30 protein-coding genes are annotated in these 23,682 nt (G+C 44.6%); 6 read left to right on the top strand and 24 right to left on the bottom strand.

The window, feature by feature from the left end:
* Positions 1-2: 2 nt before the first annotated feature.
* The 5 genes from ACJJIO_RS16210 to ACJJIO_RS16190 form a co-directional block, all read right to left on the bottom strand.
* Entirely contained in the window at positions 3-593 is a 591-nt protein-coding gene (locus ACJJIO_RS16210) for a uracil-DNA glycosylase family protein (protein WP_444902788.1), read from the bottom strand.
* Entirely contained in the window at positions 594-1,529 is a 936-nt protein-coding gene (locus ACJJIO_RS16205) for a YjiK family protein (RefSeq protein WP_444884208.1), read from the bottom strand. It abuts the gene before it with no gap.
* Between the two features lie 353 nt (positions 1,530-1,882).
* On the bottom strand, positions 1,883-2,818 hold the full coding sequence (locus ACJJIO_RS16200; RefSeq protein WP_444909095.1) for an esterase-like activity of phytase family protein: 936 nt from the start codon (positions 2,816-2,818) through the stop codon (positions 1,883-1,885).
* 11 nt (positions 2,819-2,829) lie between these two features.
* A complete protein-coding gene (locus tag ACJJIO_RS16195) occupies positions 2,830-3,312 on the bottom strand; it encodes a YajQ family cyclic di-GMP-binding protein (protein ID WP_444909094.1) in 483 nt (160 codons plus the stop codon).
* A 14-nt stretch (positions 3,313-3,326) separates the two neighbouring features.
* Entirely contained in the window at positions 3,327-3,863 is a 537-nt protein-coding gene (locus ACJJIO_RS16190; protein WP_444909093.1) for a YaeQ family protein, read from the bottom strand.
* 86 nt (positions 3,864-3,949) lie between these two features.
* Here ACJJIO_RS16190 and ACJJIO_RS16185 point away from each other — a divergent pair, with 86 nt between their 5' ends.
* The 5 genes from ACJJIO_RS16185 (at position 3,950) to ACJJIO_RS16165 (ending at position 9,452) form a co-directional block, all read left to right on the top strand.
* Positions 3,950-4,564 carry a LemA family protein gene (locus ACJJIO_RS16185; protein ID WP_444909092.1) on the top strand — a complete coding sequence of 205 codons (615 nt, stop codon included), beginning with the start codon at positions 3,950-3,952 and terminating at the stop codon, positions 4,562-4,564.
* Positions 4,565-4,581: 17 nt separating this feature from the next.
* The gene (locus tag ACJJIO_RS16180; RefSeq protein WP_444884204.1) at positions 4,582-5,343 is read left to right on the top strand and encodes a TPM domain-containing protein; all 762 of its coding nucleotides are present in this window, start codon (positions 4,582-4,584) and stop codon (positions 5,341-5,343) included.
* Entirely contained in the window at positions 5,343-5,954 is a 612-nt protein-coding gene (locus ACJJIO_RS16175) for a TPM domain-containing protein (RefSeq protein WP_444909091.1), read from the top strand. Before ACJJIO_RS16180 ends, ACJJIO_RS16175 begins: the two co-directional genes overlap by 1 nt.
* Before the next feature lie 363 nt (positions 5,955-6,317).
* The gene (locus tag ACJJIO_RS16170; protein ID WP_444909090.1) at positions 6,318-8,069 is read left to right on the top strand and encodes a hypothetical protein; all 1,752 of its coding nucleotides are present in this window, start codon (positions 6,318-6,320) and stop codon (positions 8,067-8,069) included.
* 30 nt (positions 8,070-8,099) lie between these two features.
* A complete protein-coding gene (locus tag ACJJIO_RS16165) occupies positions 8,100-9,452 on the top strand; it encodes a HupE/UreJ family protein (RefSeq protein WP_444909089.1) in 1,353 nt (450 codons plus the stop codon).
* Positions 9,453-10,492: 1,040 nt separating this feature from the next.
* Here ACJJIO_RS16165 and ACJJIO_RS16160 read toward each other — a convergent pair.
* From ACJJIO_RS16160 to ACJJIO_RS16140, 5 genes are all read right to left on the bottom strand, one after another.
* Positions 10,493-10,921, bottom strand: a complete 429-nt coding sequence (locus ACJJIO_RS16160; RefSeq protein ID WP_444909088.1) for an MAPEG family protein — start codon at positions 10,919-10,921, stop codon at positions 10,493-10,495.
* A gap of 585 nt (positions 10,922-11,506) precedes the next feature.
* Positions 11,507-11,830: a GNAT family N-acetyltransferase gene (locus tag ACJJIO_RS16155; protein WP_444909087.1), complete on the bottom strand. Its 324-nt coding sequence runs from the start codon at positions 11,828-11,830 to the stop codon at positions 11,507-11,509.
* Positions 11,773-12,015, bottom strand: a complete 243-nt coding sequence (locus ACJJIO_RS16150) for a DDE-type integrase/transposase/recombinase (protein ID WP_444911005.1) — start codon at positions 12,013-12,015, stop codon at positions 11,773-11,775. Before ACJJIO_RS16150 ends, ACJJIO_RS16155 begins: the two co-directional genes overlap by 58 nt.
* Before the next feature lie 119 nt (positions 12,016-12,134).
* Positions 12,135-12,311 carry an IS3 family transposase gene (locus tag ACJJIO_RS16145; RefSeq protein ID WP_444911004.1) on the bottom strand — a complete coding sequence of 59 codons (177 nt, stop codon included), beginning with the start codon at positions 12,309-12,311 and terminating at the stop codon, positions 12,135-12,137.
* An 89-nt stretch (positions 12,312-12,400) separates the two neighbouring features.
* Positions 12,401-12,718, bottom strand: a complete 318-nt coding sequence (locus tag ACJJIO_RS16140) for a transposase (protein ID WP_444909086.1) — start codon at positions 12,716-12,718, stop codon at positions 12,401-12,403.
* 390 nt (positions 12,719-13,108) lie between these two features.
* Between ACJJIO_RS16140 and ACJJIO_RS16135 the strand changes: the two genes are divergently transcribed.
* Positions 13,109-14,050, top strand: coding sequence for an IS110 family RNA-guided transposase (locus tag ACJJIO_RS16135; RefSeq protein ID WP_444909085.1), 942 nt, complete (start codon positions 13,109-13,111; stop codon positions 14,048-14,050).
* A gap of 28 nt (positions 14,051-14,078) precedes the next feature.
* Here the strand turns inward: ACJJIO_RS16135 and ACJJIO_RS16130 are convergent, their stop codons facing one another.
* The 14 genes from ACJJIO_RS16130 to ACJJIO_RS16065 all read right to left on the bottom strand — a co-directional run bounded on the left by ACJJIO_RS16130 (position 14,079) and on the right by ACJJIO_RS16065 (position 23,678).
* On the bottom strand, positions 14,079-14,555 hold the full coding sequence (locus ACJJIO_RS16130; protein WP_444909084.1) for a hypothetical protein: 477 nt from the start codon (positions 14,553-14,555) through the stop codon (positions 14,079-14,081).
* 522 nt (positions 14,556-15,077) lie between these two features.
* Positions 15,078-15,479, bottom strand: a complete 402-nt coding sequence (locus ACJJIO_RS16125) for a hypothetical protein (RefSeq protein WP_444909083.1) — start codon at positions 15,477-15,479, stop codon at positions 15,078-15,080.
* Positions 15,480-16,350: 871 nt separating this feature from the next.
* A complete protein-coding gene (locus tag ACJJIO_RS16120) occupies positions 16,351-16,626 on the bottom strand; it encodes a hypothetical protein (protein ID WP_444909082.1) in 276 nt (91 codons plus the stop codon).
* 148 nt (positions 16,627-16,774) lie between these two features.
* Positions 16,775-17,314, bottom strand: coding sequence for a class I SAM-dependent methyltransferase (locus ACJJIO_RS16115; protein WP_444909081.1), 540 nt, complete (start codon positions 17,312-17,314; stop codon positions 16,775-16,777).
* 63 nt (positions 17,315-17,377) lie between these two features.
* Positions 17,378-18,004 carry a hypothetical protein gene (locus tag ACJJIO_RS16110; protein WP_444909080.1) on the bottom strand — a complete coding sequence of 209 codons (627 nt, stop codon included), beginning with the start codon at positions 18,002-18,004 and terminating at the stop codon, positions 17,378-17,380.
* 171 nt (positions 18,005-18,175) lie between these two features.
* On the bottom strand, positions 18,176-18,673 hold the full coding sequence (locus ACJJIO_RS16105) for a hypothetical protein (protein WP_444909079.1): 498 nt from the start codon (positions 18,671-18,673) through the stop codon (positions 18,176-18,178).
* Positions 18,674-18,819: 146 nt separating this feature from the next.
* Positions 18,820-19,296, bottom strand: a complete 477-nt coding sequence (locus tag ACJJIO_RS16100; protein ID WP_444909078.1) for an SMI1/KNR4 family protein — start codon at positions 19,294-19,296, stop codon at positions 18,820-18,822.
* Between the two features lie 591 nt (positions 19,297-19,887).
* A complete protein-coding gene (locus ACJJIO_RS16095; RefSeq protein WP_444909077.1) occupies positions 19,888-20,397 on the bottom strand; it encodes a hypothetical protein in 510 nt (169 codons plus the stop codon).
* A 113-nt stretch (positions 20,398-20,510) separates the two neighbouring features.
* On the bottom strand, positions 20,511-20,819 hold the full coding sequence (locus ACJJIO_RS16090) for a hypothetical protein (RefSeq protein ID WP_444909076.1): 309 nt from the start codon (positions 20,817-20,819) through the stop codon (positions 20,511-20,513).
* Positions 20,820-20,887: 68 nt separating this feature from the next.
* Complete coding sequence (locus ACJJIO_RS16085) at positions 20,888-21,151, bottom strand: hypothetical protein (protein WP_444909075.1); 264 nt, start codon at positions 21,149-21,151, stop codon at positions 20,888-20,890.
* A 76-nt stretch (positions 21,152-21,227) separates the two neighbouring features.
* Positions 21,228-21,644 carry a hypothetical protein gene (locus tag ACJJIO_RS16080; protein ID WP_444909074.1) on the bottom strand — a complete coding sequence of 139 codons (417 nt, stop codon included), beginning with the start codon at positions 21,642-21,644 and terminating at the stop codon, positions 21,228-21,230.
* Between the two features lie 132 nt (positions 21,645-21,776).
* Positions 21,777-22,154 carry a hypothetical protein gene (locus tag ACJJIO_RS16075; protein WP_444909073.1) on the bottom strand — a complete coding sequence of 126 codons (378 nt, stop codon included), beginning with the start codon at positions 22,152-22,154 and terminating at the stop codon, positions 21,777-21,779.
* A 77-nt stretch (positions 22,155-22,231) separates the two neighbouring features.
* Positions 22,232-22,912, bottom strand: coding sequence for a hypothetical protein (locus ACJJIO_RS16070; RefSeq protein ID WP_444909072.1), 681 nt, complete (start codon positions 22,910-22,912; stop codon positions 22,232-22,234).
* Between the two features lie 127 nt (positions 22,913-23,039).
* Positions 23,040-23,678 carry a LysE family translocator gene (locus ACJJIO_RS16065; RefSeq protein ID WP_444909071.1) on the bottom strand — a complete coding sequence of 213 codons (639 nt, stop codon included), beginning with the start codon at positions 23,676-23,678 and terminating at the stop codon, positions 23,040-23,042.
* Between the last annotated feature and the right edge of the window lie 4 nt (positions 23,679-23,682).

Raw genomic sequence — 23,682 nt, 5'->3', positions numbered from 1 at the left:
TATCAAACCTTCAGAATCTTTTTTACGTACTTTTGCAACTCGGGCACCACAGCCTCTTCAAACCAAGGTCTTCGCCGCAGCCAAAGTGTGTTGCGCGGACTCGGGTGGGGCAAAGGGAAATACCCTGCGGGCAGGGCATCACGGTAGTGGCGCACATTCTCTGTAATATTGCCATACCAATGCGGCAGGTAGTGTCGCTGGGCGTATTGTCCCACCAACAGCGTGAGTTGCAAGTGAGGTAGCTGTTGCAGCAAGCGCTTATGCCAGGTGACAGCACACTCCGGGCGCGGTGGCAAATCACCTCCTTTACCTCGCCCCGGATAACAGAAGCCCATGGGAATAATGGCAATCTGGGATTCATCGTAAAAGATATCCCTATCGATCGACAGCCACTCGCGCAGACGATCACCAGAGGGGTCATTCCATGGGATACTGGTGGCATGAACCTTAGTTCCCGGCGCCTGACCAATGATCAACAAACGAGCAGATTCTGCCGCTCGCAGCACCGGATTGGCTCCCAATGGCAGGTGGTCCTCACATAGACGACAAGCGCGTATCTCCTCCAATAAGGTTGGTAACTTCTCGACGACCACCTATTGCGCCCCTTCGGGATAAGCTAGGTGTAACAGAAGCGCCCTGCGATCTTGAGGGTCATGTATACGGCTGATATTGTCGTTGTCAAACACTATAAAAATGCCCGTATCGCCCACTGCCAGCCCATCGCCTTTGCCCCCAGTGCGGGATACTTCATAGCCCAATTCAGAGGAGTTCTCTTGCTCCCAATAATCCAGGCACCACTGCGCCTTCAAGCTAGGTAATTCTCTCCGACATACCGCAGACGCATTGGGCTCCAGAGTAAACAGCGCGCCATCATAATAGGACAAACCCGCCAGGTTCTCTGATTGTCCGCGAAAATTTAGCCCCTCTACAGCCGGCGGTGTAAAAATTTGCACTCCCCCCTTAGGGCCAAGCTTAACTAAAGCACGGGGATCACGCTCTAGCACCATCCAAAAATCATCGCCAACTTTCTGTAAGCCTACGCCTGATAGATTGTACCCCTGCATATAGCCCTGAGCCTTAGCTGTGGTCGACCACATATTTTCCAGCCAACGGCCCTGCCCCTGCATATCAACTTCGGCAATGCGGTTGTAGCGCTCACTTAATAAATACAAATTATTATCTACACAGCTGATTGCTTCAAAATCCATTGCCGCTGCCGGTCGGGTAAGATCCAATAAAAAGTACCATACGTTTGTCGGCCGATCTTTCTTTGGAACATTCAAACCAGAGAGTGTGACAAAGGGCTCCAGCTTGGCATGAACACCCTTTAAAACGATCTGATAAACTTTCTCTGACTTTTTATCTGAGATAGTAAGAAGTCTGCCATCACAAAAAGTTAAACCAGAGAGGCTCAACCCTGCGCTGGCATTTACCCAATAATGCTGTACTTTTTTAGCGGGAATAATGTCAGCAGCCATCGCTGAAGGCACCAACAAACTGATAAAGAAAAATAAAATTCGCTTGATCACGATTTTTCCAATCCATCGAGAAATGAATGAACTAATAGGATAATTAGTGATTTGGCGCATTCTTAGATCTTCTAATTCACCGTTTACCTTTCAGAGAAATGGAAAAGTCTCTCTCCATAAAGCCGCTGCCAACATACTCTAGATCGCTAATCACTAGGAAATAGCATAGCCACCATAATACCCATCGACAATTTTTGCGCTACAAGGAGGATAATACGATACCCGATTTAGGAGGCAGACTAAACCCAAGCCAAAAGTTGGCAAATAAAAGGAGAGGAAATGAAAAGAGTTCGACGCCGAGCGCAATAAACGTGACGCCGAAATTTATCGGCATAGTGCCAATAGAGCTGCAATTAATTTGCCATTTCCGGCATTGCAAGGTGTAGCAGTAACGCGCGCTTATCTTCAGGCTCTTGCGCACGGCCAACATTGTTATTGTCCAGCACCACAAAAATGCCCTTCTCGCCCACAGCCAATCCCTCACCTTTTCCATAGCGGGTTTCCTCATAAACACGCTCTGGAGACTCTTCAAGCGAGCGATAATCCAGACACCACTCCGCCCGTAGACTGGGCAATACTCTGCGACAAACTGCGTGCGCATTTCGCTCCAAGGTATAGAGGGCGCCGTTAAAGAAGTCCAGGCCGGCTAAATCCTCAGAGCGATCAGCAAAATTTAAACCCTCTGCCTGTGGCAAAGTGAATGCGCTGGCTTCTCCATCTGAATCCAGCTTCAACAGGCCCCTTGGCTCACGCTCCATCGCCACCCAGAAAGTATCGCCAGCTTTTACCAGGCCCTCACTGGAAGCGTTGCTCTTTTGTAAGAAACCTTGAGATTTGGCTTCACCCGACCAGATATGCTCTTGCCAGCGCGCATTCCCCTCTGGGTCCACCACGGCAATGCGATTGTAATGCTCACTGACCAGAAAGATCTGATTCTCACCACAACTAACGCCCTCAAAGTCCAGATCTTCTGCGGGGCGGAAAAACGCTTTAAAGCTCTCCCAGACATTAACAGGCTCGTCACGTTCCGGCACTCCTAGACCACTCAAACGCAAAAAGGACACCAGATCGGCGGAACCTTCGCTGAGCTCTAATGAGTAAATCTCTCCAGAATTCTTATCGGAAACTGCCAGCAACTTGCCAGCACAAAAGCTTAGGCCAGAAATATCCAGACCTTCGCTATTATCCACCCAATAGCTGGCTTGCAGCTTGGCGGGAGAAATCTCCACTGCCGCCAGCAAGGGGGAGAACAGCACGATAGCAATGCCAGAGAGATAATTTTTGATCACTGTGTAACCATTTAATCGCGGAAGTTATTAAATTGCAGTGGCTGTTCCAGTTCCTTACCACGAAGTAAGGCAATTACCTGTTGCAGATCATCGCGCTTTTTCCCGGTAACCCGCACCTGTTCACCCTGAATAGCCGCTTGCACCTTGAGCTTTTCATCTTTGATCAGCTTAACGATTTTTTTTGACAATTCTTTATCCAGGCCATTCTTTAGGGTCACACCCACTTTAACCTGCTTACCAGACTGCTCTTTTTCACCTACATCCATAGCCAGCGGATCGATATCACACTTGATCAAGGCACCACGCAGCATATCCACCATTTGGTCTACTTGCATATCCACCTCGGCACGGACCACCAGAGAGAAATCGCTCATCTCCACTTCCGCATCCACGCCTTTAAAGTCAAAGCGATTAGTAACAGTGCGGTTTACCTGATCCACTGCGTTAGTCAGCTGGTGCTTGTCTACTTCAGATACAATGTCAAAAGAAGGCATTAAATTCTCGGCTCCTATTTCCAGATTTGCGGAGTAATCTCCGTATTGTGATCGTTATCGGCCAACCAAATATGGCCGTCTTGAATGGTGATACTGAAATCCATATTGCGCTCAACCATCTGTGCCAATTGCTCAGTGGTGTCCGCAGCGAGATTGTAAATTCTAAGGTTGTCAAAACGTTCGAGCTGATTCTCCAGCTTTTGCCACCAGATCGGTGCGGCACGACGCCCGTAACTGTATACCAAAACCCGCCCGGCACGGTTACAGGCCTTGCGCAAGCGCTCCTCAGCTGGAAGACCCACTTCTATCCATAGGTCGATTTCTCCACTGAGGCTCTTTTGCCATAAATCCGCCTCCTCATCAGATGAGAGGCCTCGGGTAAACTCCAATAACTCGGATGCATTGTGTGCAAACGCCAATAAGCGCACCATCATACGCTCATCTGTTTCTGAAGGGTGGCGCGCCAAGGTCAGCTGGTGTTCCGCGTAGTAGTCACGGTCCATATCGGCTATTTGCACCTTGGCTTTGAAAATTGTTGCTTTTAGTGCCATTTCGGCTCCATCTCTACGCCACCTTCAGCACTACAACTGAGGCGGACTATTCTTGGTTGGTTTACGGAAGAATAAGGATATTCCGCATGACCTCTGCTACCGGCAACAGCCTGCTAATTTGGCGCTGCACCATGCTGTGTCTGATGGCAAGTCTCATCAGTGGCTGCGGCGTAAACAATATCCCCACCTATGACGAACAGGTAAAAGCCGCCTGGGCTCAGGTGGAAAACCAGTACCAGCGTCGCGCAGACCTAGTGCCTAACCTGGTGAAAACCGTTCAAGCCTATGCCGGGCATGAGCGGGAAACCCTTCAGGCCGTAACCGAGGCGCGCGCCAAGGTGAACTCACTTCAGCTGGACAGCAACCTGCTCAACGATCCGGTCAAATTACAACAGTTCGAAGCCGCACAGGCACAACTCTCCAGCGCCTTGTCACGGCTGCTGCTTGTGGTCGAGCGCTACCCCAACCTCAAAGCCAATCAAAACTTTCTCAGCTTGCAATCCCAGCTAGAAGGCACCGAAAACCGCATCAGTGTCTCGCGGCGGGATTATATCCAGGCAGTGCAGCGCTACAACCGTGAGATTCGCACTTTTCCCGGTCGTATTTGGCACGCACTCCTATATCGAGATATGTCTTTGAGGGAGACCTTCCAGGCCACCAGCGAAGAGGCCGAGAAGGCTCCGGAAGTCAATTTCCAGTAGGCCGCCGGGAAACCCTTATGACACGCTCCCTTCTGACCTTGTTGACGCTCATTACAGCATTACTGGCTTTGGCTCTATGGGCCGAGGTACAGCTCCCTCCTCTATCCGGGAGGGTGGTGGATAAAGCTGAGCTACTAACTGCCGAAGAGAGATACAAACTTACAGAATTGATTCAGCAATACGAATCTGAGAGCAGTAACCAACTGGTGGTGGCCACCCTCCCAGAGCTCCAGGGTATCACCATAGAGGAATACGCCAATCAACTGGCAAGAGAGTGGAAGCTGGGCCACAAGAAGAAAAACAATGGAATTCTCTTCTTGATAGCCCCCAAAGAGCGCAAGCTCCGAATTGAGGTTGGCTACGGCCTCGAAGGTGCTCTCACCGATGCGCTATCTGCCAATATTATTCAAACCAAGGTTCTGCCGGAATTCCAGAAAGGGAGTTATGCCGGTGGAATTAATGCCGGCGTGAACTCAATTATTGCCGCCACCAAGAACGAATATGTGGCCGAACCGATCGAGACCAAGGAGGGCCGACGCCTGGCCTTTGTAGTTGGGCTATTTCTCTTACTGGTAATGCTGCATCTGTTTGGTAGCTCGGTCCTCAGCTCACCAATTCATGGGCGTAATTATAAACGCGGTCGCTTTGGCGGCTACTATGGTAGCGGAGGCTTTGGCGCGGGGCACCCTAGAGGAGGCTTATCCGGGACTGGTACAGGCGGTGGATTTAGTGGAGGAGGTGGCGGATTTGGCGGAGGAGGTGCTTCGGGAGGATGGTAATGCTTAGTAATAGCTATCAACGCCAGGTGGCGGAGGCCATCAAAGAAGTGGAGATCCAAACCGACGCGGAGTTGGTAGCTATTGTCGCGCGGGAAGCCGATAACTATTTGTATATCTCCACCCTTTGGGCTGCCTTCTTGACCCTGCTGTTATCGCCACTATTCCAGTTCCTACCCTGGTGGCTCAGCTTTCAGCAAGCCTTTCTGCTACAGTGGGTTCTCTTTATTGCGCTGGCAGTACTGTTTCGCTGGCGGCCGATAACCATGCGCCTTGTACCCAAAAAGATCAAATACTGGCGCGCCTCAAACCTAGCCCGCCGTCAATTTCTTGAACAAGAGCTGCATAGCACCAAAGATCGACTGGGTCTGTTGATTTTTATTTGTGAAGCGGAGCACTATGTAGAAATTCTGGCAGATCGCGGCTTGGCTCAGCATGTATCCAACGACAACTGGCAGGTTATTATCGAGCAATTTGTACGGGAAATTAAGCGCGGTAAGGCTGGGGAAGCACTGTTACTCTGTATTTCCCAATGTGGAGACTTATTAAAAGATGCAGCCCCCTGTAGTGCTGTGAAAGATGAGTTACCCAACCACCTGATTCTAATTAACTAACCTAATTTATTGCCCTACTTACCCTTCAGGCGTGATTTTAACGCCACAATACTTCTATACCTACGCTTTAACAACTCCTTCTACTAAGCTGCTGTAAAGGAGCAATAATCCCCATGAAAAATTAAAGCTTATGGTGATTATGCACTTATAAAACCCATTAAAAGTGAAAACTAAACCAGATAAAAACAAAGTCAGCCACGCCAATTTAACTGGGCCTGGCAATTAATATTAAGCTTAAAAAATGTCAAATAAAAACTTCAATATCCGTATGAAAGCATCCAGCTCACAGAAAAGTCCAGCGCCAAATACTAGTTACGCCTATAACTACAGTGATTCCTCGCAACCAAAAAATTAGAAAACCTAATGAGAAAGATCTTAATTACAATTTGGTTATTTATATCGGCTTCACTGTCCTCCACTATCTGCGCCGACTATATCAATCTCACCGGTGCGGAGACTGCACCAAATATTGCAGAAATAGAGATACTCAATAACAATCTTTACATCAGCCTAGAGGTTTCTGCAGCTGATGCGAACGCGTTTTGGCCGGGAATACCACCTACAAAGAGTATTTATGAAATAGCTAGACTTGCTCTTGCACAAAAAGAGATCGCCATTGAGGTGCACTCCCCAGAGGGTAAAATTGAGCCGACTATAACCTCTGTCAGAATTGCCGAGAGAAAACCGAGAAACTCACCTTTTGCGGGAAGAATAGATCCAAGGACAGGCCTGCTAAGGCCGAATTTTCCAGCCGACAAAACCATACTGTTGGCAGATATCGAGTTTCCAATAAAAGGCTTGAGCAATCTGGAAATACGTCCACCACTGGATTCCGATGGGGCTGTCTTAGCCACAATAGGATTTACCAGTCAACACGGCCACACATCAGTAAGCAGTTTTCAATATTTGTCTCAAATAGAAAAGCTGAAAATTGATTGGGGAGATCCTTGGAATACTCGCTTTGAAAACCAAGCTATAAATCGGCACAATCGCTATCCCCTTAGGTCTTTCCTCTACGTGGAACCTCGCCAGGTTCGCCACGAAATTTTATTGCGCCCAAGAGATTTATTACAATGGACCGACCAACCCTTTGATGCCTGGAAGCCCCTTACAGCCAAGCGAAGAAAAGAGTTAAGAGCAACTACAGAGAAATTCCTACAGAAAAAAAATCCCACTAGCATCAACCAAACGCTGGTTGAACCTATCAGCACGGAAACAGTTTTTCTCAAGGCAAACGATACAGGCTTTACCACAATAGGAGAGCATGAGCGGATCGAGATAGGTTCATTACTGATCGGTTACCGGGAAAAATATCATGTTAAGGAGCTACCACAAAGTGTTACTATCGACTGGAACCTCTTTACAGAATCTATCAAATCAGTTCCCACACTAATACAAGATCCGGCTGGTCCTTTCCCAACACATGTTATGCCGGACTTTCCCGACATTCAATGGCGCAATTATTTATATGATTACCGTGCTCCCAATAGTGATCCAATCCCCATTGAGAATACCATAGCGGCCATACCCATGGCGGTGCTTTTCTCCTTCTGCTTTGCAGTATTTTTCATTCTCACCCTGCGAAGCAAAAAGGTTGAGACAAAAAACAAACATCCGATACTCTTTTACGGCATTGTAATTATTTGTGCCGTACCCATTTATTACACCCTTCCAAGTGAACTGCGCATCCCCCTGCCCGGAACCATAAACAAGCAAGAAATAAAAGAAATTACCGAGACAATACTTGATCGCCTTTCCGCTGCCTATGAAGAACCTCAAAGTGAAAAATTAAACGACCAGCTTGCCAATCTAGTAAGCAGTGAAAATTTTGATTTTACCGTCGCAAACTTGTCACAAGTTTACCAACCTCTAACCAACAGCGGCAATAAGGGTTCTATTAGATCTATCCGTGACCTGGAAATTGAGCACGCAGATCAAATGATCCTAAACGGAAATAAAATTTTCAGAATTGTTGGGAAGTGGCATTCAATGATTGAAGATTACAGCTGGGGACATATGGAGCAATTACCGCGAGAAACTCGTGCAAGTATAGAAATAACCCAATCAGACAAGTATTGGAAGATATCCGCCTTTACACCACTATCTATACGATAAGCCTGCCACTAGAGTTGGTAACTAAGTGCCATGAAAAAAAATATCTCAAATTTAATTAATCTCCTCTCTTTTGCTCTGGCTCTCCACCTATCTGTAATATCTCAAATCACTGAAGCCCACTTTTCACTAAACCTAAATATAAGAATTCTACATATTGAGCACACCATCAATGGAACCAGCCTCTATATGAGACTGCCTCTTTCCTATTTACTGGCGGATAAGGCGCAACATGGTATTGATCCCTACTCGGGGAAAATTCCATATCAAGTACCATATACTCGCAACAGCTTGGAAAATGATCGGCTGGTTCACTATGTGGATGTCGAACAATTCACGATCGACCCTGAGGGGGTGGGCAATATTGCCGCAGCAGCGACACATATCCTCTCTGCTAATCAGGAGCTTAAAGGGCATGTAAAGTCAGTACGTCTTTATCCTATCGGCAACGAGCCAGCTTTTGCCACACTTGCAGAGGCAAAACGAGCCCTTTCTAATAACTTTGAACAGATGGCACTTAACAACTCACTCCATGTCAGTGACACACTGGTTGATATCCACATCCATTACCCTACTCAGCAACAGCTGGAAGAATATCAACTCTTTAGCTCCCTGAATCCAGGGCTTCCCGATCAAGAAAATACTGCAAATTTAATCCTCAGTTACAACCCTGGAAAAATCCAGATTTTCCGCTCTAGGGGGCTAATGCGAGAGCCTGTTCAAATCCGTTATTCCAGTATAGATGCCATCAATACCTTTCTAAAGGAGGGTATGGTACATATTATTCAGGGGCTAGATCATGTGCTTTTTGTACTTTGTCTTAGTCTTGGTGCCCTCGCTCTCCCCTTATTATTCTGGCGTGTCACGGCCTTCACTATCGGCCACAGTATTACCCTATCCGTAGGTTTCTTTGGTTTTATTCCTAGCACTGTCTGGTTTGTCCCACTGATTGAAACCGGAATCGCCATTTCCATAATCTATATTGCCTGGCTTACAATAAGACAAAAATCGATCGCCTCTATATCCAGCGAGCGTACAATTTTTTTGACTTCCTTGATGCTGGGCTTATTGCATGGACTGGGATTTTCCTTTGTATTACACGAAATACTCAACATCAACTCACCTAATATTTGGCAGAGTTTATTAGCCTTTAATCTCGGCGTAGAAGCTGGTCAAATTTTAATAATTTTAGCAATCTGGCCTCTGCTTTATTTGGCCAGACGTCGAAAGAAAAACTGGGAATCTAACCTACGCTACACAATTGCCACTATATGCTGCGCCATTGCCTTACTCTGGACTTTTGAGAGGGGTTATGAATTGGTGAACGCAATACAGCAAGAAAACCAACCCAGAACCAATATTACAATCAGCAACAGTAAAATCTAATTCATGATTTTACCAGAGAGGAAGTTATAAGCCTCATTATATCGAACAATAAATCTAACGATTTAAAGTTAAAGACAGCCACAAATCAAGCAGCACTCTATTTACTGGATTTGTAACCAAGAACCGAAAAGGTAACCACTCCTATAGACTAAATGGAACAGGCCAATAAAAAAGTATTATTTTTTACAACTATTGCTATTCGCCCACAAGGGATCTTATTAAACTCACCAGCGAAGTGTATTCTACACACTATTAGCCACCTTCCCCCTGCCTAATAGCCGAAAACAAATTCGACCACACCCTGCTTAGAGCAGAATAATAATAGCATCCATATAACATATGGTCATATCAGAACGAATGGTATCTTTAAACCTAAAGGAGAAAGTCACCGATATCATTATAAATTAAAAACCTACCATTAATAACTTAGTGTATTTTCGAGACAGATTGCATTTACTTAATTGAATCAGGGTTTCTACATGGACGTCTAAATGCCCTCTAACACTGGAAACACTTGCAGACTTTTATGTATTTTGCACTGAATAAGCCGGGATAAATAAATCCACTTCGCTACAGCCCCACTGGAGGCCTCTCAGCATGCACAACTACCAAATCTACACCCTAGAAGAGCAGCTCCTTGTATTATTTGCCCACCCATTAATCGACAATACTACTTCCATTAAATGGACTAAAATCGAATAACAGGAAACTTACACAGAAAAAAATGGGGATGCTACCCCCTAGTTACCAAGAATTAAAACCACCTACCCCACAAACAAGAGGGCCTGCTCTTAGGCTAGGTCAATCTAGAACAAATACTAGTAGCCAAAAAGATGCTTTCCTCCATTTGCAACTTACAAACATTCAATCTCGGGGGACATGATGATCCTTAGCAGATGGGTTGGTAAAGCACTCTTTCTTCGACAGCAAAACGAGGCCAGTGGCCACACACCAAATCAGATTATCCTCGCTAGGGCAATACCACCTCAATCAATAACAAGCACCAAAACATAACGAATAGCTTTGCTTTTATTTAACCACTACTTAAAGGCTTGAATCGCTGCTTTACATATTAGTATTACCAAGGGAATATTGGATAAAGCGAAGATAACAAAGCGAAATTCTATTTTATTAACTAAAGCCTGAACAAGGCTATGAATCACTCTTAAACCCACATATGCCCAAGCAGTATAAACGATAAACTCCGTGGCTGCGCCTAGAAAAGCCAATGAGAAAACTGCTGCATAAAATAGAGTAGGCTGCTCCATTAAATGATTATAATTATCCGCCTTCCATCTAACCCTTGCCGGAAGCTGTGACATTTGGACTCCGGATGGCACTTCAGAGTCCAACTTCATTTTCATAGATGCAATCGCCGGCAGTCTTGTTGCATACATCCAAAACCACATAACCATTGACCAAACCAGCAAAGCCACTACCGGCTGAATTAATTGAACCGTTGAATTCATCTTATTTCCAATAGTTAAATTTTAATTTTCCAATAATGCACTGAACCTTTAGGGAAGCAAAATTACGAAGCTTAAGTTATATCACCTCACCCACCAAGCAAAAGCTATCAAACTTAATCTAATTCAACATGCAATAGCAGATACGGATTCCCTCAACCATCCTATTGAGACCTACCAATAACGATGACACCTAATTTTCTTAAGCATCCAGGGTTTGGCCTCTATATTCATCGATATTTTTTCGTTACGCCTAACTTTTATTGAATATCTAGCAGCAAGGGTACCGGTCTCAACCACTCTCAACTCAAGCGCAATAAGCAACACCTCAATAATCCTATCACTTACCCCACAAAAACCAAACCCCAACTCCATCTATCACGTACAGTAAATTAACTTTATCAAAATGTTGCTGCACGATAAAAACTTATATTTAAAAAAACACCTCTATTTATCAGATATTTGTTACCACACACTCATAAAACTCTGGAGTTTCAGAGGGCTCAATCTTACTGACTTTTTCTACATTAACTTTTGAAACAACACCCCCAAAACTGAAATGTAAAAGTATCCCCCTAATAGACTGCGTCATATGCCACTGCCCGGTTTCCTTAAGCATAAAACCCTAACTATTTTACTTGCCACCCGTTGATTGCGATATTTTGGAAGAACAAAGATATCAGACAATTCCGGCATTTCCATACCAACAATTTCGGCTTGCTCTATAGTTACAATACCAGCAATTCCACCTTCAACCAGAACAACAAATGCATCACATTCTACATTGCCAGATATCACATCACTTAGATGCTCTTCATCTATAGTACCGACCTCTACTATCAATATCTTCCAAATTAAAGGAGCTCTGATGATATTGATAGAACTGCCATAACATAAAAAACGAATCGGCATAATCGCTCACGAAATTGACCCGATAAGTACTCGCTGCCACGGTCAGAGTGAAAGATCAGCTTCGGATGATGTCCACGGTTTCGTACCGCCCTATCGATACTAGCCAGTGTCAGAGAGGCATCCCTCCTACTGTAGCGATCCACGACTACTGACAAATACTGCCAGCTGCCATCTCTGAGCTTTATATAAGTAACATCACCTACCCATAGCTGGTTCGGGCACGTTAGCTTGATTCCCTATATCTTACATGTGATCCCGTAAACATGTCTGTAAGTACCTGGCCTAGCCGTATAGAGCCTCGATTTTACAGCCTAAGACCATGATTTCGCATGATCCTTGCCACCCGTTTTTGACCAACTTTTATACCCCTCTTTTTCAGATCCTGGGTGATCTTAGGACTACCACAGCAGCCATCATGCCGGTTAAAAATTGATCTTATATGTGCAAACAGCTCACTATATTCTTGTCGATGTTCACACATGCCCCGGCGGCGCCAAGAATTGTATCCATCACGGGTGACGTCATAGATCCGGCACATCATTGCGATACTGTGCTTCTCCCTGTTTTGATCTATGAACTCGAAGATTTCCTTTTTTGTAGTAAAGAGAATCGGGTGGTTTTTTTTAAAAGGGCGTGCCCTTCCTGAAGCAGATTGTACTCCTGCTCCAGTTTCCTGAGACGCTTCAGCTCGGATTTTACCTCAGAATCTATGTTTATGTTTTTCTTCTTTGCCATGATCTGCCCCCGCCGCATTTCCATGCGCCAACGATAAAGCATCACGTCATGGATATCGAGAGCATCAGTCACGTGTTTTGCTAGTACACCGGGGGTATCCGCTGTTGCCTTAAAATCGTCATCGTAACGGTTGTAGTGTTTTCTTCGTGCCATAAGACGCCTCCCCATACCAGTTAGGTGGAGGTGTGTGTAAAAACGGGTTAGGCTCCCTCTGAGTCCAATCCTTTTGTTAAGTCATCAATCATGGCCCTAGAGAGTATAACGCCCAGTGCAGCGGTGTGTATTAGAGCGTCCGAAGGGAGATACTGCCTTTGCTTGTATGGTTGTTCTTGCCCGATTCTGATGTTGAAAATCCTTTTCGCTAACGGGTAAATTGAGACCCACCTTCGGCGGCCAGCGAAGGCCTTGTTTATCACAGTTCGCTGCCTGGCCGGCTCGTAAAAGACCGATAACAAGTATGAACGTGATAAGCACTCACTAGGCATAACTCGAATAGTCATGTGGGCCTCAAGCTCGAATAGCAAGGCGGAGATAGCTTATCTTATGGAACCTCAAGAGATCAATGTCGGTATCGATACCAGCAGTAAACAACTCGATATTTATGTGAGACCTACTGGCCATTTCTTTAGTGTTGCCAATGATAAAAATGGCATCAAGGAGGCCATTAAAAAACTACAACCTCTTAAACCCCAAAGAGTATTAATAGAGTCTACAGGAAGACTAGAATTAGAATTCGTTTGTGCTGCTCATAAAGCGGGACTGCCGATAGTTGTTTGCAATCCTTCACAAGTAAGAAACTTTGCAAAGTCAGCGGGGCGGCTCGCAAAAACAGATAAGCTGGATGCAATTGATATCGCACATTTTGGTGAAGCAATGAAGCCAAGATTGTCATCAATCAAACCAGAAAAACTTAGAAATATTAGTGATTTACTGACGGTCAGGAACCAGTGCTTAGAGATGAGCACAATGCAAAAGAATCGTCTCAAAAGAATGCCCAAATCTGTTCACAAGCCCATTCAGGCTATCTTAAAAGCCATCAAGAAAGAGCTAGAAGGGGTCGATAAGCAACTTGATAAACTTGTTAACAGTGTTGCCGAATGGCGACAAAAACGCGATCTCTTATTAAGCGCTAAAGGAGTCGGCAATGTACTGGCTTACACGCTAATGAGCGAACTTCCTGAACTGGGCAAGTTGAACCGCAAAGAGATTGCGGCACTTGTGGGTGTCGCCCCGATGAATCGTGATAGCGGCAGCTTCCAGGGTAAACGCTATATTCGAGGTGGGCGACATCGTGTACGCACGGTTTTGTTTGTTTCTATGATGTCAGCAATACAATGTCACCCTATATTAAAGCCAATGTATGAGCGCCTGGTCGCTGCCGGTAAACCAAAGAAAGTGGCCCTTATCGCATGTATGAGGAAGCAACTTACCATTCTAAATACGATGGTAAAAAACAACACTTACTGGGATGAGAAAATGGCTTAAATACTTGACAAAGGACCATAGTCACTTGTTAACCAATCCTCGCGTGGACTTTGACTGGGCGATCCCTGTACCCGAACTCAACGCTAAAAATAAGTTTGCCATATTTTGAAAGATCTATTAGATCCTCCATTTCAATACGACCGCTCCAAATCTCACCAGGGGCTAGAAGTATTGGAAAGTTCTGATGCGTGTGACTTTGAAACCTCTGATCTGTTTTGGTTAAAGTCGATCCATTTTTGGAGGTATGGCTGGCCTCAATTTTTGTAATTGTTCCAGCAACTCTACCAACATTGACAATTTCTTTATGGCAGTAGGATGCCAAAGTGGAGCTTGTGCCATGCTCCGACACTTCTTTAGAAATTACTCGTGAGTCTGGGTAGCAAGTATTTGGCTTTAACTTTACCTTCATCCGGGCGTTACTCAAAAAGAAATTAAAGAAATTCCAACTTAGAGCAATCGTTGCAACTACCGCGCCCCACCATTTTATAAAATCGATATCTTCCACAGAACTTCCTTAAAGTGGCTAACGTTGCCAGAAAGGGCAGCCGAAGCGGAGCGTAAGCTGTCCAGCCCAGCCTCCGGCTGGGCGAGCTTGCCTGGCCTGGTTATAGCTGGCGCGCACTGAACAACCTACTTGCTCTCTGCCAGCCACCGCTGGCTGGCCACTGCCCGATAAATTTACTAGGAAAAATACCATACTTTTCCAACCAGTTAACTAGCTGATTGGCACTCCACAATGGTGCAACTGAATTGCAGGGCTTACTTGCTTTAAACGAAGGCACTTGAGCGAAACTACGGTGCCAGCTTGCAGATAAACTCTCTGGAGGAGAGTGTTCAGGTAGAGCTTGGTACTTGCAGCAACTACATACGATCTAAAAATTGACCGCCACAATAACGACGCCGGCAGGGGCAGCTTACCTTGTACGCTTTTTGCGCGAAAATAGGAACGCAGCGACCTGCACAAAACGTGCACAAGGTAAGCTGTCCCGCGGAGGGCCGTCGGCCCGGAGCAAACTGCCCGGCTTTGTTAAGGTTTACGGGGCCGGATGTCACTAGGATTTACCCCTATCCTCTTTACTTGCCACAAACCAGAACTCATATGAAAAGCTACTATTTTTTCTCCGACCTGGACATTAGGAGAACCGCACGAGCCAAGCTCAATTCCGATTAATTTCTTTTCTGAGCCGGCGCCTAATAATGTTTCCACGATCGATACTATAATGGTGCGATCATATAGGCCCGATATTTCTATGGGAGGGAATTGGTCTTCAGTAACATTTTCGATGCTTTTTACTCTGCGGCTAGTGACATACCCTACATAAATGCCTTTCGAATTTTTTATCAAGTGGGCAGTGGTTTCCTGCGGTATTTCACAAGCATTTGTCACTTGGCAGATAAGACCAAGAAGTAGAACCGCAATGTATTTCATTGCTTGAAACCTTAACGCTCTGCGCACAGGCGAGCGAAACGTAGTGTAGCGAGTCCAGCCCGCGCTTTTTGCGGGCGATTGTGCCGTAGTTTGTTATAAGCTTTTGCCACGATGCTTCTTCCTTAACGCCCTAGCACTAACTGGCTTTAGTGGGCAGTATTTTGCAAAAATAAACTCAGCTAAAAACGGACCCGCTAGTAGTAAGGAGCCAAAAACCAGTAAACTTTGAAATCTCAACCCCAAGTAAATAGCAAAGATAGGTATAAACGCCCATCCGAATGCTATTACCCTCTTAGATAAGGCTGTATATTCATACTGGAAAAAGCATTTATCACAATGCATTCTACTTGAGAAAGATAACATCTTTACCTTTACAGTTTTTCCATTACATTTTGGGCATTTTCTCAACATGAATTATAACGTTACCAGCAAGGGCAGCCGAAGCTTAGCGTAGGCTGTCCAGCCCAGCCACCAGCTGGGCGATCTTGCCTGGCCTGGTTATAGCTGGCGCGCACTGAACGACCTACTTGCTCTCTGCCAGCCACCTATGGCTGGCCACTGCCCGATAAATTTACAGGGAAAAATACCATACTTTCCCCACCAATTAACTAGCTGATTGGCACTCCATAATGGTGCAACTGACTTGCAGGGATTGTTGACTTAAAACGAAGGCACTTGAACGAAACTGCGGTGCTAGCTTGTAGGAAAACTCTCAGGAAAAGCATGCGCAGATAGAGATTGATGCTTGCAGCAACTACAAAATATCTAAAAATTGACCATCTCAATAATGGGCCAGAACGTAGCGGCGAAGCCGCGGAGTGAAAGTCCAGCCCCGCAGGGGAGTCGATGATTGATTTGTTATGATTTTTCCTCACTTTCTATACACTACAATTTTAGTGAGAACCCCCGCTTCATTAAACATAAATCCGGATATTTCGTTCGTAGCAGTGTCATACATATACACGCTTCTACCATCTGGATTGTTGTCTATATAAGCAGGCTTCCCAAGTAGCGCAATTGTATCTTCCTGAGAAGCTTCGCCAACTTTTAGTGCACTATAGTCAAGGCGCGAGGTCTCTCGTACTTGAGTTGTACTACATGAGGTCAAAAATAGTACTGCAATGCAGAGAAAAACTTTGATTTTCATTTCAACGCTCTCTAAGAATCATAACGCCCGCAACAGGGACAACCAATGCTGTGCACCTTTTGTGCAAAACTGGGAGCGCAGCGACCTGCACAAAAGATGCATAGCGTTGGGTGTCCCGCGGAGGGCCGGAGCAACCTGCTTGCGTTTGTTATGCACGGGTAGCCCTAAACTCTAAAATAGTTTTCGGCATGCTATAGCGATCTATAGTCTTTTCCACAAAGAACGAGATATCCCATTTTTTGTTGAAGAGCCTACGTAAGTCAGCTTTGTCGAAGAAACGCTTAGCTTGATTATTTACAATGAAGAGGTTCGATTCAACTTTAGGGTAACCAGTTGATCCGTAATTGGTATCATTTTTCGAATTTACTCGGCCTATTAACATACCACCAGGCGTTAATACCCTATAAAGTTCGGATACTATCTCTTCAGTTTTATTCCAATCGAAGTAATGTAAGCAAAGACTTGCTACGACCACTTCAAAACTATTCGATTCATATGGCAATGGCTCGCTATGATCTAGCTCTTCAATATCCAACGGATCATTTCGCACCAAGTCAGTCGCTATCAGTTTACTCGCAATAGATCTAAGAATCTGCGTATCTATACCCGTACCTGCACCAAGCTCTAGAACTGACTTCCCCTTTATCTCTTTTACCCAGCTGTCTAGCCACTTGTAATCAGATTTCATATTAGATTCAGTGCAAAACGCAGCAAGCATCGAAGAGCGAATCGAGTCCGGTGCCTTGCTTTGTTATACTTGCTTTGTGAATGTTTCTAACAAGCGATTGAAAATTTGGTACTCTCTGTTTTTTACAGTTTCTTCGGATGGGTTATACATACCATCAAAGGACCTAGAAATATCGGCCTCGACCACATAGTACCCTTGGTTAAGGTATACCACCCCACACAAAAGCCACTGAGATGGCCCCATTTTGAAGGCTACGTAAAAACCTTTATTGCCATTAATCTCGATTTCAGTGTTCACGAGCTGCTCCGCCGTGTCAACCTCCCGATAGGGCTGCATTTTGGTTAATTGATTAAACAGACCTTCCGAAGGTTTAGATATATCATCAATAGAAGGAGTATTAACTAATGTGACATGATAATAATTAATATTAAACGCAGCTGGCCCAAACACTACCTTTGTGTACTTTTCTTCCTGGTGTTCGTGAACCTTTGTGTACGTCCACTCATATCCATCAATGCTTGGAGGATGCGGCAAGCCCACCTGAAACACACAACCCTCGGCAATATACATATCACCTTCGACCTCTCCTTCTAGAAACTTTGGCGCTGGTATAAGGCCTCCAATAATTCCTCCCGTTCCAGAACACGCTGTTACAAACACGCACAAGAAAAAAAGAACGACTTTTTTCAATTTAGTTCTCCTTTGTTTGAAGAGGTATAACGCCCGCATTTGCTTCTGGTTTGGAGCGCAGCGGAAAACCAGTGATCTTGCCCCATTTTAACGGACACCTCGTCTGTTTGACTTTGGTGTCCGTTAAAATGGGGCAAGATCAACGTCCCGTTGCTGCGCCTTGTTAAGCCCTTACTCCCAGAGCTCCAGGTACTTGCTATGGAGCTCTTTCCGCTCTTGATCTGACATATTTGAAATTGCCAAACCTTTGGCGCACCTATTTTCGATCACATACTCCTGCCAGCTTGGAGGGAAATCTGAAAGCCTTACTTCTGGCTCAGGCCGCTTAAAGTGAACTAGCTTGAGAGTAAAGTAACTAAACTCTTCTGCTCCACGCATAACTTGGAAAGATTGCCAGAAATGCATATGCCCGAAGAGAACAGAAAGCATCAAAACGAGCGAAAAAAATGGAATAAATCGCTGGGCTTTTGCAACTATACCAAGCCCCAACTCCAAAAGTGACCAGATAGCAAGTAACAGGAATACTACCGTATACATCCAAAAAGGATTCAATGAATCCGGATGGTAGTCCCACACGTCCTCAAAACTCCAGCATTCGAATGTAGTTACCGTCATAAAAATATGGAATCGGAAGAAAATCAGAACTGCCGTAACCGACAGCACCAGCACCGTTAATCTCCAATAATTTGATTCCACGTATCTCATTTTACTTTGGCTTAACGCCGGCCACAGCGGCTGGCAAAGCTGGCGGTTTTTGTGCTGAAAGCACAAAAAGTGACAGGTTTGACAGTCCGTTGCTGGCCCTTGTTAAGCGCCTAGCCATATAAGTACCCCAAACTAACAAAATTTGAATTAAGCCAATAAGGATAAGCCCCCTTACCTTTGACCAAACTCTCCAAAAGAGACTTGAAACTGTATGCGATTATGGGAGATTCACTTGTTGCATGAAGCTCCCAGAAGCTATCGTAACAGTAGCCAAACTGGGGATTTCCCAGATTAATGCTTATTGCTTGTTCCGGGCCATTTCTTGCGATGATATAGAAATTGTTAGAAATATCATCTTTAGTTATTTCTTCCTCAAATCCTTCAGGCAGTATATCTGGATTAGCAGGAATTAATTCTTCCGGTGAAGAGATCTTGAACCAATAGTCACTTCCCTCAAATAGAAGCACACCACCGCAGAGTGAATAAAACTCTTTTAGATCATCTGGAAGATCTATTTCGGGAATACTTGAAGGTGGAAATACCTTGCAGCTTTCCATCTCACCGATCTGTCGGAGTAATTCTCTCATTCTCTAGTCGCCTAAACTCTCTCTGCGCTTAACGCCGCCAACAAAGGCCGAGTGGTAGCGAGGTCCAGCCGCGCTTTTCGCGACGATTTTGCTTGGCCTTGTTAGCATTTTTCTTTGAGGCTGTAAGATGCATACCCCGAACGTTTTCCTTTTTTGTACTTTTCATGCCTTCCGAGTTTTTTAATACAGCCCACATCAATTCGCCGTTCTTCGGCGACATATTGAACGAGCGTAAAGTAATTCTTCGGATTTTGGCAATCCAACCTTCTAGGATTACAGAAGAATTCAGCAGGACCTATATTCCTACTGTTTCCCTTACAGATTCTTAAATAAGGTTGTTTCTTACACAAGACTCCTGCATGAGCTTGAAATATATTCTCACTAGGTAGAGATATCACAAGATTTTCCTCTCCCATACATAGGCTCGACAACAAGAAGCTTGCAACTAATAAGATGCCCCTCACTTTATACTCCGAAATGCTAACGTCGCGCTCAGCCGCAGCTTACTTTGGACATATTATGCGCAAAAATGGGAGCGACAGCGACCGCGCAAAATATGCCCAAAGTAAGATGTCGGGCTGCAGCGCTTTGTTATGGCTGAACGATATCAATTGTACCCATGCCATCCACTACTTCATTAACTTTGTGCAAGTTTTCTGAACTTGGCTTTAAAACAAAAGCGGGCCTGCATGGGTCTTGTAGTATTCTGTATTTTACAGCTTTTGATCCAATAGAATAAGGTTGATTCGCCAGCACAGCTGATGGCAACGCCTCCCTCTTAACAGCAACAAGGTATCTACCTTGCTCGAAATTCTCAGGCATATAACTGTAATCCTGCCAGAACGCATCCAACTCATATTCTTTATCATCACCTAGAAGATAACTTTCAATCTCAAAAGAAATTAACGAATATGAAGCCGTCTTTGCCACCGGGTTTCTATCAAAATAAATGAACTTAGATACATGACCAATAAAAATTGCGTCAGCATTTTCAATGTAGTCAAAATCAAGAGGTTCAGGAAATAAACAGGCTTTCACTGAACTTGAGCCCGTAGAGGCCAACAAAAACAATGAAAAAATTAATAATTTAGAATTTCTCATACTAGCCATCAATGGTTAACTCTGAGCCATAACGCCTCAATAACCCGCAGCTGAAACGCAGCGAAGCGGAGTGTAAGCTGTCGGGCGCCGAAGGCGCGTAGTTAATTGATTTATTAAATGTAAGACCACACTGCACCTATGATAAGTAGAACTATTATTGCCACTTGGATTTTATTGGCTTTACTTTGTTCAGCTCTGGCTTCAGGTGTATCAGTCACTCCTACCTGATGATCGAACCCTCCTTCATCAAGATCTTCGTTGAAGATGATAAGACCATTAATCAAAACAGCGATCATTACCAGTAACATTGCTGTTAGCCAGTAGAATCCCGTGAAGTACTGGATACCCAAACCAAATAGAAGACAAAAAGTAATCATTATTGCTGCGGATTTTAGGTCAATGCCATTCATTTTCGCGTACATTTAACGCCGCTAGCACCGAGCGAAGCACGCAGTGCGTAGTCCGGTGCCTAGCCTGGTTAAATGCATGATTAGGCATCTGCTCGTCTTTTCAGCTTGACGCAGCACAACGTTGTAAACATGTAGCTGCCTTTTTCATGCTCTACTTCTACAACGACATTATCTTTTTCTAAAACGTTGTCTGTTGTAACCCATTGCAAAAATCCTTCTTCTAGTTCGCTGTGAGAATAGTCTTCTCCGAGCATTACAACATTTGCAGATACGAATTCGTTTGGGCCCACATCGTATTCAACGATATCACCCAATTTTACTTCTTCTCCAGATTCGTATTGCATAAGCATTTAACGTCTTTAGCAGGCGAGCAGCGCTTTTTTGCATCGCCCTGCCTAAATTTGTTATGCAGGTTTCAAGTTAAAATCCGTTACCCTGATATCGGCATTTATTTGGACCATTAAAGCCTGCTTCTATTTCAGATAGTAACGACATTAAAAATTTAGTTGCCGTTCCTACGTCTTCAATACCTGATGGATCATGCGCCCACAACTTAACTTGATCGTCGTCTTCGTCGGTTGCTACTAGAAAGAAATAATTCCCGCACCCGTCCCCAACTCCAATATCAAAATATTGACTCTCCCATTTAGGCTCAGCATCAGAAAGGCTTATTCTGAGTTTCAAATTACCTTCTATAACTGACTCTGTGTCATAGGAAATTCCATATTTTTTAAGATCCAAGTCCTTTGAATCAATAGCATCAATAAACATACGATAAATATTAGGAACAATTAGATCTAGCTGACCTTCAATCTCATCAAAATCCATATCCGTCATCTAAAAACACCTATTACTGCATAACGCTGAGCTAACCGGCAGCCAGTGCGAAGCACGCTTTTGGCTGTCCGACGGAGGCCGCTTGCGGCCGGAGTGTAGTTGAGCGTTTTGTTAGGCATGCTCTCTACGCAGCTACTGAACACGGGTAACGCTCCCTTTGTTTGAAAACATTAAATGTTTTGCACGCTTAGTGGTAATGCCCCAATCGTCGGTTTTCCACCGCTGATCACCAGCCTCGGTTAGAAATAGGATGGTATTCCAAGACTCAGATTTACTCCAAGTCACTGCTATAGCCAGGGAGTCGTTTACGGAGTAGTCACTAAAGCTCTCACCTTCGCGCTCACTTAGTAAAATGGTACCGTCCTTAATGAGGCTTTCTATGATGGTGGTTACTTCAATAGAGCTATGATCCCACTTCTCGAACTCCCATCTAAGCTCGATCAGGGACGACTCTTCTGATGCGCTTAGAGCGACAAGGAAGAAAGCATCTTGCTCAGTTATTATTTCCATATGATGCCTAACGCCGCCAGCAGGGGCCGAAAAACCAAAGCGAAGCGGCGATTTTTTGGTCCCTATGGCTGGCTTTGTTAACTCTTTAAATTAATTTCATATGACAAATGATTGTGCTCGAAAACTTTAATTTTAAGTTTATTCTTAATTTTGTTGCCCGCATGATCGCCGATTTTACAATCAACTTTAAAACCATATAGTTCAACAATAATTCCAACACATTCAGTTTGGGAGAATAAAGGCGACACAGATACTACTTGGTCTATAACCATATCTTCTCCCACTTTGCCACCTATCTCCAGACTAACGTACTGGTTTATGTCCGCTTCGCCAAATGCCAGCTTAGCTAGGAAGTCAGTATCCAATGCCAACGCACTATTTTTGGTAAAGAATACATCCATTCCCAATATGGTTTTTACAAACCATTGCTTAACCTTTAAATAGTCGACTTCCCGTTTATGAACACTCCACCTCTTGGGTTTCTTTCTAGACCTCTCGTTATGTAGAGATACAGCGTATTCGAGTGCTTCAGAGAGTTTTATAGCTTCGGCATCAACCGGTGACAAATCATTGTTATGTCTTTCACACAAACAATTTCTTACAAGCTTCTTTATTGGTATTTCTTTTGTTTCGCCTTTTAGAAAATCAAAGCCACTGACTCTAACCAACTCAGATGAGAATAGGCCTTTTGATATATAGTGTTCTTCAGATTGAACATTACAGCAATCCGTAGACACATTCTTTGCCCAACACTTCATTTATGCCTCGTAAAGCTAACGCCCAGCGCAGGCGCAGCCAACGCGGAGAGCCTTTTGTGTTAATGTTTGAGCGACAGCGAGTAACACAAAAGGCGCGTAGTGTTGGCTGTCGCTCTGCCGCTGCTTGTTAGCCGTTTTTGATAAGTGCCAACTTGGACCCGAAGCCAATAAGTACAAGACCAGTAATGGAATTGAGCCACCGCCTAAACTTGGCGTTATTAGAAGCACTTTTAACACGAGATAGAGCAACAACCATGATTGAAAACCAAACAAAGTTGACCACCGAGTGCGCTGTGACTAATGCATATGCGTGTATTGCACTTTCATTTACTGACACGAACTGTGGAAAGGCGGCCAAATAGAACATTGAAACTTTAGGATTTAGAACGTTTGTCAAAAACCCTTCTAACAAGGCGGAACCAACCGAAGCAGGCCCAACATTATTCTTAGGTGAATCTGGCAGACTGGAATTACCACTTTTGAAGGCGCTAATAAGAGCTTTTATGCCAATCCAGATTAGGTAGACTGCACCTAGCATTTTGAAAATAAAGAACGCCTGTGCTGATTGCGTGAGAAGCGCTGAAACACCAAAAATGGCTAATGTTCCATGGACGTAAAAAGCGGCAACAAACCCCCAGACATTCGCGAAGCCAGTTTTTTTTCCCGATAATGGCACTGTTTTAGCTATCAGAAACCCGTTCGGACCTGGCGAGATAACCAGCAAAGCAGCTATCAGCATAAAGGCCATGACGCTATCTATATCCATATAT

The organism is Microbulbifer mixtoriginis (SeqCode) (assembly GCF_052467235.1).
Note: the sequence above shows the minus strand (reverse complement) of the source record. Positions and strands in the feature narration are given on the sequence as shown.